Origin of the sequence: Vibrio nigripulchritudo ATCC 27043, assembly GCF_000222685.1 — a bacterium.
In the GTDB taxonomy this organism is placed as follows: Bacteria; Pseudomonadota; Gammaproteobacteria; order Enterobacterales; family Vibrionaceae; genus Vibrio; species Vibrio nigripulchritudo.
In genome coordinates, this window is the sequence record NZ_AFWJ01000025.1 from 1 (window position 1) to 15959 (window position 15959).

Below are 15959 nucleotides of genomic sequence, written 5' to 3' on the forward strand. Positions count from 1 at the left end.
TTGTGCCTTGAGGTACTGCACCTGCTGGACTGCACTGTGTGCTGCCTGAGAGCGATCGGAACGACCAGAAGAATCAATAAGAGGAATGCTCACACCCACGCCGACCATCCAGTCTGGTTTCATCTGGCTGGCGAGGCTTTCGTGCTCATATACCGTGTAGTTCCCGTACAGATAAACGTTGGGGTAGTACTTGCCGTCTTCGGCTTTAACCAGGTTGCTTGCCTGCTGCGCTTTGGCATCCAGAAGCTGCAAACCTGGGTAGGTGTTCAGTGTTTGATCAACGAATGCGGAAAGCGGCGGCAAGGCATCGTTGATGAAAAGCTGGCTAACCAGCTCGACGCTGTCGACATTCAATAGCTTGGCTAACGCGGTTTTGGCAATTTCAAGATCGCGCTCGGCTTTTTTTCTGTCGACTTTGGCTTTATCGAAGGAGGCTTCTGCCTGCAAGCGCTCGACTTTCGCTATCTGACCCTGCTTCTCCATTTTCAATGCAAAGTCGCGGTGTTTTTCTAATCCTTTTTCAACCACCTGACGTGTTTCGACGACTTTCTCTGCCAAAACCACACTGAAATAGAACTTGGTCAGATCTTCATATTTTGCCTGACGTTCCATTTCTAACTGGCTTCGGGCTTCTTCGGTTTGCCCTTTTGCGATTTCCTGAGCTGCGGTGATTTTGCCGCCAGTAAAAATTGGCCATACCGCTCGAATAGAGGAGGAGAAAATGTCTTTTTCTGTAATGGTCGATGTAGCACCACCTAAGCTCTGAATTATGCTGGGCGGCAGCATATGGGCTAAACCGGAAAGATCGACGTTGGAGCTCTCGGCAATTTGGTGTGCAGAGAGGGTTACATCGTCATCCAATCGTGTGTAATTCGCTGAAAGCGTTACCTTTGGTAGGTTAAGGCTGTCTTTGGATGCCTGTAAATGTTGGTAGCGTTCTAGGTTAGCTTGAGAGGCGGAAAGGGAGTCGCTCTGCTGCTGAACGATTTGCCACGCCTGATCAAAATTGACGGGTTGAGCAAATGCCGACAGAGGCTGGGTGAGAAGTGCGCCCAAAAGTACAACCAGAGGTCTTTTGTTCATCATTAAACTTACCACTTAAAATTTGAATTAGAGTTTATACTCTAAAAAATGGCTGTGCAACTGGATCCTATACTTAGCAACGGGTCTGAAGTTTAAATTCTTGCGGTGACTAACGGAAGCGATGTTTCGAGTTTGTTAAAGTTATGTGCTGAAATTAAGAGGGACGATTTTGTTTAGTTGGAAAAATCTGAGCTTTCGCCGCAGGTTATTGATTATCATGACTTTGTCGGGGTTAATTGAGCTACTTATCCTGACCGCGGCGGGATTCGCCTATATTAAGCATTCCCAGCAAGAAGAAATGGGCTACAAAGCACTTGGCATTGCGCAGTTTCTGGCGCAGTCACGTTCCGTTGTAGACATGGTCGAAAGTGAGCAGGTGGGAGAATTACCCCTCGAATTTCGAGAGCTTACGAAACTGATCGGTGCAACTTTCATTGTAATTGGTAATAAAGAAGGCATTCGATTGATTCACCCAGTTGAAGAGCGCGTTGGCAAGCCGATGAAAGGAGGCGACAACGCAAGAGCACTGGAACTTGGTCAGTCTTATGTGTCTTATGCCGAAGGTTCATTAGGTAAATCGGTTCGGGGTAAAACCCCCGTCATTGATCAACATGGGAACATCATCGGGGTTGTCTCTGTCGGGTATTTGCTCGACAGTCTGCAAGACAGAATTGAGCCTTATTTAGCGTTTCTTATTGCCATGGCTTTGCTGGTAGTGATCGCCAATGCTGTGTTATCAAACTATGCGTCCCGACGTTTTCAAAAAGCCATTCTTGGATTTGAACCAGAGGAGATAGGACGGCTGTATGTCGAGCTGGACGTCACCATGAGTACCATCAAGGAAGGTGTGATCAGCATCGACAATGCCGGAACCGTTCGATCAATCAACAAAAGTGCGTGTGAAATACTCAAAATCGACCGAGAGAATGTGCTGAATCTGCCGATGAAAGATGTCCTTCCCGATAGCGATTTGGTGGATATTCTAGCAACCAAAGAGCCTCAGCATGACATAGATCTCTATTTGAATGATCAGCGCATTGTTGCCAACCGAAACCCCATTATAGTCAAGGGCGAAGTGGTCGGAGCCGTGTCCAGTTTCCGTCGAAGGGACGAAATAACCGAGCTGACCAAACAACTTTCTCAAACCCGTGAATACGCCGATATGCTTCGGTCACAAACTCACGAACACAGAAATAAACTCAACACCATCAGTGGGCTGGTTCAGTTAGGAGAAACCGAACAGGTTCAGAAACTGATAGGACAGGAAACCGCACATTATCAGGCGTTAATTGGCTTTATCCGAGATGCAGTGAAAGATCCATTAGTAGCTGGCTTACTCTTGGGAAAAACAGAGCGTGCCCGTGAACTCGGTCTTATGCTGGAAATTGATGCTGGTACACGATTAGAGCAGTTGCCTGAAAATATCATTGCAGATGATCTGGTCACGATTCTGGGGAATTTAATCGACAACGCATTCGATGCCATGATCGCAGAACGCGAGAATAGAGTGGCAAACAATGTGTTTGTATCCATCAGTGACTACGGGACAGAAATCATTCTGGAAGTGGAAGACACAGGATGTGGTTTGCCAGAAGACATTAACGTATCCAGACTGATAGAGAAAGGCGTTTCCAGCAAGGCGAAAGCCAACAGGGGCGTGGGGCTTTATCTGGTCAGCAAGTTAGTCAGCCAGTATGGCGGACAGCTGGAGCTGGGAAATGGTCCGACTCAGGGAGCAAGAGCGACGGTGTATATACCAAAGGACAAAAGAAAATGACGACGAGTACGAAGGTAATGATCATCGAGGACGATGAGGGCATTGCTGAGGTGCACAACAGGTACTTGAATCAGATTGGCGGTTATGAAGTGGTTGGTATCGCCACTTCTCAAACCGAAGCCGAAATGCAGCTTGAACTGTTGCAACCAGAACTGGTCATACTCGACGTTTACCTGCCAGATGGCAACGGGCTGGAGATCCTTCGTCAGGTTCGTCAGCAAAAACAGCATTGTGACGTTATTCTTGTCACCGCCGCGAGAGATGTAGACACGCTGCAGGAAGCCATGCGGGGTGGTGTGGTCGATTACTTACTGAAACCGGTGATTTTTTCCCGTTTAGAAGCGGCGTTAAAGAAATATCAGGCACAAAAACAAGAGCTGGAAACGGTGTCGGATCTTGATCAGAAGCTGGTGGACAAAATGCTGCAATCCAGTTCGCAACAAGAGCCCGCAAACAATCGCCTGCCTAAGGGGATTGATGGTGTAACACTGGATAAAATCCGTCATCTCTTCGTGGGGGATACCCAGCTCACGGCGGATGAAGCCGGGGTGAGAATCGGTGCCAGCCGCACCACAGCCAGACGTTATCTCGAATATCTGATCAGTTCCGGCGAACTTGAAGCCGATGTTCATTACGGCTCAGTCGGAAGACCAGAGAGGACATACCGAAAAATTCTGCGCTAAGCTTCCATCAATTCTTATGAGCCCTGACTTTTTGTCTAAACTTGTAAAAGACATAACGTTAGGGCTTTTATATGAGAAATCACATCGTTGTTCTTCTGGCACTACTCTTTGCTTTTCCGGGCTTTGCTAAAGAGCTCGTTTTTATTCACAGTTATCACTTTGAGTATCCTTGGGTCAAAGAGTATCGGGAAGGGTTCGAGAGCGAGATAGGTGCGATGACGATCCATGACTTCCAGATGGATACTAAGCGCAAACCCGCAGAACAGTTTCCTGCAATCGCAGATAAAGCGTGGGAGTTTATCCAGCAACATGATCCTGATGTTGTAGTGGTGTCCGATGACAACGCCCTCAAGTATTTAGGTCCTCGCCTGATAGACAACAAAATTCCGACCTTCTTTCTAGGTATTAACGCAAACCCGAGAAACTACATTTCAATCACGCCGACTATTTCTGGGGTACTCGAACGGCCCTTGATGAAACGCTCGGTGTATATGATCAGCAAAGTACTGCCTGAGGTGAAAAATATACGCGTACTGATGGACGATGCCGCAACCTCACACGCCATATTGGAGACCTCTTTCAGCAATAAACTCAATCAGGATATCAACGGGATTACCGTTCACACCAGCTTGGTCCCTAATTACGAGAGTTGGGAAAGTAACGTGTTTGAATCTAAGAATCAGGGCTACGACGCCATCATCATCGCCAATTATGCCGCTTTAAAAGATGAGTCTGGTAAGCACTATTCTCTGGATGAAGTGAGCGCATGGACGAGTGAAAACTCGCCGTTACCCATTTTTGCGTTTTGGTCCTATTCAGTTGGTCCGGGTAAGGCGATTGGCGGGTTGAGCATCAGCGCGTTAGAACAGGGTATTGAAGTGGCGAAGCTGATTAATCAGTTTAATGAAAAGGGAAACATGCCAACGATCACGACCCCGAAGAAAGGCGCGTTTATCTTTAGCCAGACAGAACTGGAACGCTGGCAGTTACAAGTACCGAGTGATATTGAGAAAAATGCCGAAATGCGAAAATGAATGAGCTGCTAGTTAAAGAATTATGATTTATTCCTCGCAGTTTTCATACACACGTCATGGTTCTGATGAGTCATAGTGTTAACATAGTGTAAAACATAAATAAGCAGGGAAAACCTGTGATGTAAACAAAGGAGTGGCACCTGGGTGTTCAGTGCTGAAAGCACCGATCATCGAGACAGAGGCAAAGACCAATGTCGTAGGTGTGTGCTTGAAGTGACGAAGTTTTGCTTCAGGCACAAAGGCGTATTTAACAAACATTATTTCAGCCTTCGGGCTAAACCGTTAAACGCCTAGGAGTTACAAATGAGCGATCTACGCAAGCGAAGTTCGTTGTCTGTACAATGGAAAATCACCCTGTTGTCTGGGGTATGTTTGGTACTGACTTCGATTGCCTTGATTGGTTTTTCAGTTTTTAACGCAATTCAAAATCAAACCGTCATCAAAGGGAAAAGTACTGAGTCCGTTGTATTAAAATCTCAGCAGTTATTGAACGCCGAATCCCGATCTAACGCTGCCCAAGTCCAGAAATATTTAGATGAAGCTACTTACCGCGCAGAAATGCTTGGTGACAGTGCGCTGTTTCTGATCCAAAACGCACAAGAAAACTTTACTGCCAGTGAAGTGCTGCGTAATGCGCTGAACGAACTGGTGGAGCGTGCCGTTAATCAGTTTCCTACGATTCAGGGAGCGTACCTGGTATTCGAAGTCGACAAGGTTGATGGGGAAGACAAGTATTACAAAAACGCCGGTGAACTTGGCTCTAACGAAGTTGGACGTTTTTCCCCGTATTGGGCAAAAATCAAAGAGGGCGACAAAGCCGTAGTACGACTGATAGGGGAGAATGAACTCTCCGATCCAGCCAACGGCGAGAAGTATTCCTGTCCACTCAATACTGGCAGCGCGTGCGTGTCGAGCCCCAAAATTTCTGAACAAGGTGCGCTTACAGCTTCCATTTCTGTCCCGTTAAAAAGAGACGATGAACTGGTGGGTGTACTTGGCATCAATTTAAGCTTGGACCAGCTTAACCAATCCATTTCAGATGCGGATGAAGCCCTGTTTGACGGGCAGGGTGAGATCGCGATTGTTTCTCTGGACGGCACACTTATCGCCAGCGATGTGATGCCCGACAAAGTCGGTTTTCCTTACAAAAGCAATCACGTATCAGACAGCAAAATGACCGATTTCTTATATGGAAGTCAAAGCCAGGTCAGTTGGAGCAAAGATGGAAACTGGCTAACAGTTTTCTCTCCTATTCAAATTGCCAATCAGAACTGGGGTGTGTTGATAGACGTACCGAAAGACAGCGTGTTAGCTGATGCGAACGCTCTGGATGCTGTTATCAAAGGGCTGGTTGAAGCTGGCATTATTACTGAAATCTCTTTTGGTGCTCTGTTTGTCGTTATTGGTTTGATAGTGATTAGCGTGTCTTCATCTCGCTTAGTTAAGCCTATACGTGAAGTTGTCGCTCGGCTCCATGACATTGCGTCGGGAGAGGGGGACTTAACGCAGCGCTTAAAAGTCACGTCTAACGACGAAATCGGTCAACTGTCCTCTGAATTTAATCAGTTTTTGGAAAAGCTGCAGACGATCATTCGGGATCTGGTCAATACGACGGAAGTGGTGGGAGAGCTGATTGAACAGTCGAAACGTTCTGCCACAGTTATTCGCGATAGCAGCGACTCTCAGTTTAAAGAAACAGACTTAGTGGCAACGGCTTCAGAGGAAATGACGCAAACTGCGACCGTCGTGGCGCAAAATGTTCATTCAGCGGCTGACGCAGCCAATCAGGCTAGTGCCGCAGCCGTTTCTGGTCATGAAGTGGTCGAGAAGTCTTACAGCGAAATGACCAGACTGGTTGAGAAGATGCAAACCGCCGTACCAACTGTAGAAGCCTTGGCAAGCAACAACGCCAGCATTACTGAGATCCTGACTGTGATAGAAGGAATATCTGAGCAAACCAATTTGTTAGCCCTGAATGCAGCGATAGAAGCAGCAAGGGCAGGCGAACATGGACGTGGATTTGCAGTGGTGGCAGATGAAGTTCGAAGCCTGGCGAGTCGCACTCAGGAATCGGTAGGAGAAATTCGCGAAGTCATTGGCAAAGTCGAACTCGGCACCAAAGACGTGGTCAGTGCGATTCAGGAAGGAAATGACCTTGCTAATAATACCTCTGTCTACGTTCGCAACGCAGTGAATGAATTGGAATCGATAAAGTCGGCGATTCAGGCTATCACCGAAATGAACAACCAGATCGTGAATGCAACCGAGCAACAGCAGCAGGTATCCAGCGAAGTGAACCTCAACATCGCAAACATCCGAGATCTTAGCGCGGATATTTTAAATCAGGCGCAATCTTCCGACTCAGTCGTATCCGAAATTACTGAGATGTCGCATCAGCAACAAACGCTGGTCAGCCAGTTTAAAGTGTAGCAATGACAATGAACCTCGCCCGTTTCGGGTGAGGTCGCATTTCCTCTTCACCCGAATCAGGGTTCTAACATCTTCAACTCGATTACTTGCTTCATTGATCGCTGGATTCACCGAGGTCAGAGTTAAAAATCGATAGCGTGGTTCAACGCTTAATCTGGATAATTTGTGCACTATTCGGATATAGAGCTGGCTGCACCTGGACTATCGTGTGTTTGGTATGTAAATAGAATGTTAATTCTGTGGGTTTTGTTTGTGGGTGACGTTAGACCTCAAATGCTACCCATTTCAAAAACATCAGAACAAAAAGCAATCGGACGCAATATAGTGAGGAGTGACGGATGTATGACTCCAGAATAAGTAACTCTTTGTTCCAATTGGTCGATCAGGAATTCAGCCAGTCGGAAAGGCTTCTTTTCTCTTCTGGAAATGTTGAGGAGGTTTGTGGTGCCGTTGGGCAGGTCATGAAATCTCACTCGCTTTCAGTAAAAGAAGATCGCACCAAACTTGATGCGAAAATGCATTTTTTGCAGCTAGGTGAAATTTCGGTGAGCCGACTTCAATATGGTGCAGGCGTAGAGATTGAACCTGGTGCTATGAAAGAGTTTTTTCTCGTTCAGATGCCTTTGTCTGGAAGAGCGGTCATCGAATGTCCACATTGTAAGGTGGATTCCACAACCAATCTGGCATCTGTTCTTAGCGCTGATGATAGTGTCAGCATGCAGTGGAAGCCGAATGTAGATCAACTGATGATTAAGATTCCCAAGCCTTTAATAGAACGCACTGTAGTAGGCATGACAGGTCATCCGTTGGATGAAGCCGTGCGGTTTGATTTAGGGTTTGAATGGCAAAGAAGTCGAGAGTGGAAAAGCTTACTTTGGTATTTACTGACTTACGCTGCTCAGATCTCACCTGCCGAAAGCCAGAATAGCCTGATCCTTGGTCAACTAGAACAGCTAGTCGCAACGTGTTTATTAAGTTGCCATTCTCACAACTACTCGGTTGACGCCACGAAGAGTATGCCTGCCATTCGACCCCGACATGTTCGGATTGCCCAATCGTATATTGATGCACACCTGAGTGAAGACATCACCGCTGAAAGGTTGGCGGGGGTGGCGGGCGTGAGCGTACGTAGCTTATATGGCGGTTTTCGAGACTTTCTTGGTATTAGCCCAATGCAATACTTGCGTAACCTTCGCATGGAAAAGGTGCATTTGGAATTACAAGGTGGACAAGCACAAAGCGTAACTGGGGTAGCAATGAAGTGGGGGTTTTCCCATATGGGACGTTTCAGTGTTGAGTATAAGAATCGCTATGGTGAAAGCCCAAGTGAAAGCCTGAGGCGGTTTTAACTCTCTTCATCTTTAAATCCCTTCACCTTTTAATTCAAAAGACCCCTTTTGAATGTATCCATCAAAAGGGGGTCGTGTTCAAACCTCTTAAGGCAATGGCACTTATGCGGTCGCTAGAGACGTAAATTTACCCTGGTGAAAAACCAATGGCAGACGCTCTGTAGAATCGATGGAAAGGACATTGCCAATCAGCAGCAGATGATCACCAGCGGAGTTCTGTTCTGCATTTTTACAGATCAGTGTGGCGATGGCTCCCTCAATCACCGGAACGCCATGTGAGTTTATTTGGTAATCCACACCATCAAACTTGTTCTCTATTTTTGAGCTGGCGAATCGCATCGCGAGATCTTCCTGCTCACCAGAAAGAACATTGATTGAGAAGTGGTCACAATCGTTAAAGTTTGCAAGGTTAGGGGACTGTGTCCCCAAGCTCCAAAGCACCAAAGGCGGCGTGAGAGAAAGCGAAGCAAAGGAGTTGATTGTTAGCCCGATTGGCGCACCTTCAGCGGTGCGAGTGGCGACAATCGCAACACCTGTAGGGTATTTACCCAGTGCGTTTCGTAGCACTTGAGGGAGCAAAGTTTCACTTTCTTGTTGCGTGGTTTCTTCTTGTGTGCGAACTGAATTGTTGTTCATAACCCCTGCCTCCTATGCTCTTTTTGCCGAGTGAGATTCAATAACGCTGTGGCACAAATTGGCATCTTCCCACCAAGGGTAAAAATTGGGTGGGTGGTTGAACCCATTGGCTATGGTTGAAGCGAGTGAAGGTATCTGTTGTGCCGAAGCAAGCAGTTCGAGAATATGAGGGGGAGGCGGCAGCAGTAAACTGTTGGTCCAGTTCACGACGCTACTTGCGTAATCCCAGAAGGTTTCAAAGGTTTGATTCATCCAGTCAGCGGTAAATGATTGTTCGCCACGCGCGATGATCGCATCGCCGTAAACTTTTGCAGCTTTGGTCGCGTTGTTAGAACCCTGACCCGTAATCGGATCGTTCGTAGCCACGGCATCTCCCATGCCGAATACCAATCGACCAGAAGGCAAGGTCATCACAGGTTTACGAATGGTTGGTGGAAAACGACCTGCTAGAATGCCATTTTCATCCGTTAGCTCAATGTGCTGGCAGCGCTCAGCTTCCCAAGGGGCGAAGGTGTCTAAAATTTCTTTGCTTTTTGAAAGATGTTCCTGAGGAGTAGTAACGTCATTCCAGCAATCCATAGGACCTCCGGGAATCCCTTCAAACACCATGATGTCGCATGGACCAGAAGTCGTAAAAGCTGGGAAGGTAAAGTATTCACCCACACCCGGAATCAGATTGAATGCGACTTGACTGAAGTCATCCTGTTTTTTCATGCCATTGACATAGGTTAACGCAAGAGCACGTTGAGGTTTACTGAATGCAGAGCGAGTTTCATCCCGTTCAAATAATCGGACGACTTCCCCTTTGCCTGCGGCAAGGATGACAAGGTCGTGGGTGGCAGTAAGGTTTTCTAGCTCCGGTATCCCGACATCTTCAATGACTAATTTGCCACCTTTGGATTCAAAGAGTTCCATCCAAATGGGCATCTTTACTCGTTGATCGACCGCTTGTGCCGGTTTATCTAACGTGGCGCTCCATTCTATGGCTTTTTCCCCTGCGACTTCTGGATGAGGAACGGAAAACCCGATTCCATCAACATTCGGGCAGTTTTTCTCCCACAGGTTTAAGCCAGAATCGCGCTCAATTTGAAGAGCGTCGTCGAACATACACTGACTGGACAATACTCTTCCATTGCGCACGTTTTCCGGCGTCCGATTGGTTACGACAGTCACTCGATAATCGTTGTCTAAAAGACGAATTGCCAACGGAAGACCTGCCTGTCCTCCACCTACAATGGCGATGCTTCTCATGTTTCACTCCTTTGATATAGATCTCTTAATGGTTTGTTTTAATGATTCGTTATTCCGCTAAGCGAGGAATTGCGGGTTTTGCCTGTTCTGGTCCCATTGCTGAATACCCACCATCCACCGAATAATCCGAACCGGTGACGAAACTGGATAGATCAGACAGTAAAAATGCCACAACCTGGGACACTTCTTCTGGTGAGCCGACTCGCCCTTTAAGATGAAAATCGGCTGCAACTGAATCCGTTTTCTCTCTGTTTCCATCGGTTATTTCATCCATGATTCTGGACCAAACCCAACCCGGAGATACCGAGTTGACACGGATTCCATCGGGGGAATAGTCCATCGCCATACTGCGAGTAACCTGAAGCAAAGCTGCCTTAGAGGCAGGGTAGAGCCAGCGGCCTGTTTGCGCGATGGAAGAGGAAATGCTGGTAAAATTGACGATAGCTCCACCTCCTTGTTCCACCATATGAGGGCGAATGGCATTTGCAGCCATAACCGCACTGACGAGGTTTACGTTAAGCGCATTCAACCAGTCTTCTCGATTAGACAGGTCTCCTTCATCTAAGTAAGTCGCGGCCAGATTTACAAGAAAATGAATACTACCGTAGGCTTTTATAACGGCTTCTATGCCAGTATTTAGCTTCTCATCGTTGGTGATGTCTATTTCAAAGTAACTCAGGTTTTCGTTGTCGGTTTGTGGGGCAGATGCAATATCAAATACCGCGACCTTAACTCCGTATTCGAGCAGAGTATTGACGACTCCTTGCCCAATTTTTGTTACCCCGCCGGTTATAATGGCGACTTTTCCTTCTAGTCCTTTCATCAATTGCCTCCTTGATTCTGGTTCTCTGGCTTGAATGCCTGCCGGAAATACCATCCTCCCTCTAGAGGCAGTCAGTCTCTATCCATTATTGAGTGCAGGTATCCAAACTCTGCATCTTAAAGGGCGGGTAATGAAGTGGTTGTTTAGAGTGATAAGTCAGCGACTGTTTCAATGCGTCGGATCCTGCATGGCGGAGTTATTCGCTCAACCCGTTTGGGTGAGTTTTTCTGTTTGAAGGCGAAAGATTGGAAAGGTTGAAGGTCAGCTTCACCAACATGCTGAAGCTGACCTGGTGATGAGATTTAGGTGACTAGGATTTGCGGAATGTCTGGCTGGGGCTTTCTCCGAATCTTGCTTTGTACTCGGCACTAAACCTACCCATGTGTGAAAAACCCCAGCGCATAGCAATCGAGGTAACACTTCCAGTCTCGCAGGTGAGTAAATCGTTCCTGACATGATCCAGTCGTAAGTTGCGTAAGTATTGCATTGGCGTGGTTCCGACAAAATCTTTGAAGCCACTGTAAAGGCTTCGAACACTGATTCCACAAACCTGCGCCAGAAGCTCTACTGAGATAGGTTCATGGGCATGAGACTCCATGTATTCTTGTGCTCGCTTGATATGTCTGGGTCGAATAAAGGTTCTTTGCTGACCTGTTTCTTCAATGTGGGTGTGCTTGTGGTTTAAAAATAACGTCGTAGCAGTCAGTTGATTGAGCTGGCTTGTAATCAGCTTGTGTTCTCTCATAGACGGATCAGACGAGGCATAGAAGTCTAAAAGGTATGAAATAAGACAATACCAGGCAGGACAGTCCTGCCAGCGAAACCCAACATCGAACTTAATGGGTTCATCGATATCGTGGCCCAATATGCCCGTTGCGGTTCGCTCCATTAAAGTCCGAGAGATCCTAATCATGAACTGGTCGTTGTCATAGTCCCATACCATATTGGTTTGAACATCGGGATTCAGCACAGAAGCCGTGCTCTCTGTGGACTCAATCTGATCGACTCCGTTGGTGACACATGCGTGACCATGAACGGGGATTTGAATACAGTAATAGTCTTTGATGGTCGGGATGTGGATTTCGACACTGGAACCGTACTTCAGTCGATACAGAGAAATATCCCCTAATGGCATGTAGTGCATGCTCGCTTTCAACCGCCCGGTGTTGTTTATGACGTTGAGCTCGTGAGGGGTCATGACTCGACCTACACTTGTCTTCGCCTCGTCAACGTTACTCGAACTGAAAAGCAAATGACTGTTATCGTCCAATCTCTGACGAAAAGCCTGAACATTAAAACGGGGAGATTCTGTCGCGTACTTCATCATTGTTCTCCTGTATTGTCCGTGTCCTTGCTTGTAGAAATAAGGTTGAATATGGCGAGTAGACTTTCGGTCTTTGTCACGATGCTGAGTGAATCACAACCCTTGAACTACCACATCAAGCTTCCAAGCAATCAATATCCGTATTGATTTGTTACATATTAGTAACATTCTAATGGATCGAATCGTGACCCATGATCCATATTCTGCAGAAACTATCCGATTTCTGCATTTATGTAATCGCCGTCAGCCCTTTTATTGCAAGGGTTTGCACTGCAATAGTATTAGAAATGTTGCTCGTTTGTTAACTCACTATCCACTTCTTACGGATGCTATCCAAGCCCTGCAAAAAACCATTAGTCACCTTTTGCCTGTACGTTGTTCGGTCTCTTGGGCTGAAAGATACTGAAATGAATCAACAACACAGGTGAATAAATGATGTCGGACAATCGTGTAGATGCAGTCCTGATAGGAAGTGGCATAAATAGTCTCGTTTGCGCTCTCATTCTTCAGTCCAAAGGCTGGAAGGTCCACATTGTTGAGCAAAGCAGTGTACCAGGTGGTGCAGTTAAGACTGGAGAGTACACGGCTAAAGGGTATCGACATGATTGGGCGGCAATGAACCTGAGCCTGTTTGCTGGTTCCCCCTTTTTTGCTCAATACGGCTCGGCATTACTTGGACATGGGCTTGATTTAGTTCCGGTAAAACATTGCTTTGCCAGCGTTTTTCCAGACGGAAAATGGCTTGGAATAAGTCAGGACGTTTCGCTAAACACCGAGCGAATTCAGAGCTTCTCTCATAAGGATGCTCAAGAATGGCAATCTTTGACCAAACAGTTTTCGGTCAATGCGCCCGTGATGGTGCGATTCCTACAATCTCCATTTCGTTGGCGAACCATGTGCAGCAATGTGTGGCAGACCTACCGTGAAATAAAGCTTTCAGGCGCACTTAAACTGCTTCGCTTAATGCTGAGTTCCCCAAGAGAGTGGCTTGACGATCATTTTGAATCTGAACATGTGAAATCGACGTTAGCCGCATGGGGAATGCACCTTGATTTTGCTCCTGACATCGCCGGTGGCGCAATTTTTCCCTACCTCGAATCTTTTGCCAATCAGTCTTTTGGAATGGTGATTGGCAAAGGAGGTGCAGACACAATCACAAACGCCATGGTGAATAAAATTCGGGAAGCGGGAGGCATCGTTGAGTGCGGCACGCGAGTCGAAGAAATTTTGAATGAAAAAGGAAAGGCGGTGGGAGTCCGGCTGGAAGATGGACGGACAATTAGCGCCAATAAGGCGGTGATTGCAAATGTCTCCCCATCGGCTTTAAGCCATATGCTGGAACGTTTCAAACAGGAAGGTAAGCAACAAAAACTAGAGGAAGAAGTTCAGGCTTATCGAGCATTCAAACATGCACCTGGAACCATGATGATCCATTTGGCGTTAGAAGCCTTACCCAACTGGACAGCATCACAGGAGTTGCAAAAGTTTGCTTATGTCCACATCGCACCTTCAATGAACCAAATGGCCAAAACCTATCAACAAGCATTGTCGGGGGAACTGCCAGAAGAGCCCGTTATTGTTGTAGGTCAGCCCACGTCTGCCGACCCGACTCGCGCTCCTGAAAATAAGCACACACTTTGGCTTCAAGTTCGCATGTTGCCCTCAGAAGCCCAGCTTCAGGAGCAAGATAAGACATGGCAAACGCTGGCAGATTCCTATAGTGAGCGGGTGCTAGACATTGTTGAACGCTACGCCCCAGGTCTTAGAAAAAACATTGTATCAACACACGTTGTTTCCCCGGCAGAGCTTGAGAAAGATAACCCAAATCTGGTTGGGGGAGATCAATTGTGTGGAAGCCATCACCTCAACCAAAACTTCTGGTTCAGACCAATATTAGGGCGATCAGATGGTACGACGTCCGTTTCGAGCTTATACCACACCGGTGCTGCCGTTTGGCCCGGTGCCGGAACAGGGGCTGGAGCAGGCTTTCTACTAGCAAAAAAACTGACGGAATGATCGTCAGGGAAAAGGAGTTCACGATGAATTTATGGAAAACCACCTGCAGAGTAAAAGCGCTTTTGGCTCTCTGTATCACGCTTATCTATCCACCGCTCTTAAACGCACAGGAGATAGAAGAGCTTGTCATTGCTTCTAACGTCAATCTACCCAGTTGGGACCCGACAATAGGCCCTTCGTCGGTGAATCCGACACTACAGGGTATTTATCAATCCGTTTTTGATCAGTTTATCGGTCAGAAAACCGATCTGAGCCAAACTCCGGGGCTAATTACGAACTGGGGCTGGCTGGAAAATCGCACTAAGATTTATATGACGGTGCGCAGCGGAGTGACCTGGCATGACGGTTCACCTTTGACGGCGGAGGATGTCGTCTGGTCTTTGCAAAGGGCAGGTGACGAAAGCAGCGGGAATCCCATTCAGTTTATCTGGTCAACGGTCGACAATTTTCAGATAGATGGAAACACGATCATTGCTGATGTCGTTAGGTTTGAGCCTACGCTGTTTAAATGGATGAGCTTTCTGACTGGGTATGTGTTGCCAAAAGCCTATTTTGAGAAAGTCGGGCAAAAAGGTTTTGAAGCAAAGCCAATCGGAACTGGACCTTATATGGTCGAGCGATTTGAAAGAAACGCCTACATCCGACTTAAAGCCAATCCGAATTATTGGGGGAGCAAACCTGAATTTGATTCCGTAACGATCAAGTTCGTGACAGACGCTTCTGCGCGTGTAGCGGAAGTGGAATCAGGAAACGCACACGTCACGCTGGAAATCCCTTACGAAGAATACAACCGATTGACTCGCAAAAGTGCCTTAAATGGCGTTGCGGCACCGGTGTCGGATATCGGCATGATCTTTTTCAATGACATCGGAGTGATGAAAGATCCGAATGTCCGTAAAGCAGCCGTACATGCCGTGAACAAAACAGCCATTGTAGAGCGTTTGCTAAAGGGGTATGGGTTGCCAATTGATACCTTACAGACCGAATTGTATACCGCCTACGATGGGCGCATTAAAACGCCATACGATCCTGAAAAAGCCAAAACGCTTTTAGCCGAATCCGGATATTCACGCAGTAACCCAGTGACTTTCACTATTCAAACCACCAAAGGCTTCAAACCCAAAGACTACGAAATCATACAGGCTATTGTCGGCTTGTGGCGCAAGGTCGGAATTAATGCAGAGATCGAGGTTTACGAAGTAGCCAAACACTACGAACTCAGAGCCGCCGACAAACTTGCCCCCGCCGCATTCTATAACTGGGGGAACTCAATAGGCGATCCAACCACATCCACAGGCTTTGCGATGTTTGGTCCTTCACCTCACTCCGTTTGGGATGGCGAAGATCTGGTAGCCATGATTGCCCCTCTTTGGGGGGAAAAGGACGAGTCAACGCGAATTCAGGGATGGAAAGAGGTCGATAAGAAAATTGCTGAAGATGCGCTTGTTCTGCCCCTGTTTCAATATGTTCAGCCCATTGTTCACGATCCTAGAGTGAGCGTTGTGCCACATGCGTCGGGTGCATTGCTGCCACAACTAATGTCGAGAAACTAA

At 47.0% G+C, this 15959-nt stretch carries 12 protein-coding genes; 7 read left to right on the forward strand and 5 right to left on the reverse strand.

Features of this window, described 5'->3' with window-relative positions:
- Positions 1–1083: TolC family protein (locus RH89_RS04020; RefSeq protein ID WP_038144912.1), on the reverse strand; the 1083-nt coding region annotated here is incomplete at its 3' end.
- 217 nt (positions 1084–1300) lie between these two features.
- On the opposite strand from RH89_RS04020, the gene RH89_RS04025 reads away from it, so the two are divergent.
- From RH89_RS04025 to RH89_RS04045, 5 genes are all read left to right on the forward strand, one after another.
- Positions 1301–2860 (forward strand): ATP-binding protein, encoded by a 1560-nt coding sequence (locus RH89_RS04025; RefSeq protein WP_004399283.1) that lies wholly within the window; start codon positions 1301–1303, stop codon positions 2858–2860.
- Complete coding sequence (locus RH89_RS04030) at positions 2857–3543, forward strand: response regulator (RefSeq protein ID WP_004399284.1); 687 nt, start codon at positions 2857–2859, stop codon at positions 3541–3543. Before RH89_RS04025 ends, RH89_RS04030 begins: the two co-directional genes overlap by 4 nt.
- Before the next feature lie 71 nt (positions 3544–3614).
- The gene (locus RH89_RS04035; RefSeq protein ID WP_004399285.1) at positions 3615–4577 is read left to right on the forward strand and encodes a type 1 periplasmic-binding domain-containing protein; all 963 of its coding nucleotides are present in this window, start codon (positions 3615–3617) and stop codon (positions 4575–4577) included.
- 303 nt (positions 4578–4880) lie between these two features.
- The gene (locus tag RH89_RS04040; RefSeq protein WP_004399286.1) at positions 4881–7007 is read left to right on the forward strand and encodes a methyl-accepting chemotaxis protein; all 2127 of its coding nucleotides are present in this window, start codon (positions 4881–4883) and stop codon (positions 7005–7007) included.
- A gap of 338 nt (positions 7008–7345) precedes the next feature.
- The gene (locus tag RH89_RS04045) at positions 7346–8356 is read left to right on the forward strand and encodes an AraC family transcriptional regulator (RefSeq protein ID WP_004399287.1); all 1011 of its coding nucleotides are present in this window, start codon (positions 7346–7348) and stop codon (positions 8354–8356) included.
- Between the two features lie 102 nt (positions 8357–8458).
- On the opposite strand, the gene RH89_RS04050 is transcribed toward RH89_RS04045, so the two are convergent.
- The 4 genes from RH89_RS04050 to RH89_RS04065 form a co-directional block, all read right to left on the reverse strand.
- Entirely contained in the window at positions 8459–8992 is a 534-nt protein-coding gene (locus tag RH89_RS04050; protein ID WP_004399288.1) for a flavin reductase family protein, read from the reverse strand.
- Positions 8993–9004: 12 nt separating this feature from the next.
- Positions 9005–10243 (reverse strand): styrene monooxygenase/indole monooxygenase family protein, encoded by a 1239-nt coding sequence (locus RH89_RS04055; protein WP_004399289.1) that lies wholly within the window; start codon positions 10241–10243, stop codon positions 9005–9007.
- Positions 10244–10292: 49 nt separating this feature from the next.
- The gene (locus tag RH89_RS04060) at positions 10293–11066 is read right to left on the reverse strand and encodes an SDR family oxidoreductase (RefSeq protein WP_004399290.1); all 774 of its coding nucleotides are present in this window, start codon (positions 11064–11066) and stop codon (positions 10293–10295) included.
- A gap of 310 nt (positions 11067–11376) precedes the next feature.
- Positions 11377–12393: an AraC family transcriptional regulator gene (locus RH89_RS04065; protein WP_139063221.1), complete on the reverse strand. Its 1017-nt coding sequence runs from the start codon at positions 12391–12393 to the stop codon at positions 11377–11379.
- 429 nt (positions 12394–12822) lie between these two features.
- Between RH89_RS04065 and RH89_RS04070 the strand changes: the two genes are divergently transcribed.
- Both RH89_RS04070 and RH89_RS04075 read left to right on the forward strand, forming a co-directional pair.
- Positions 12823–14406 carry a phytoene desaturase family protein gene (locus tag RH89_RS04070; RefSeq protein WP_206536129.1) on the forward strand — a complete coding sequence of 528 codons (1584 nt, stop codon included), beginning with the start codon at positions 12823–12825 and terminating at the stop codon, positions 14404–14406.
- 23 nt (positions 14407–14429) lie between these two features.
- Positions 14430–15959, forward strand: a complete 1530-nt coding sequence (locus RH89_RS04075; protein WP_004399294.1) for an ABC transporter substrate-binding protein — start codon at positions 14430–14432, stop codon at positions 15957–15959.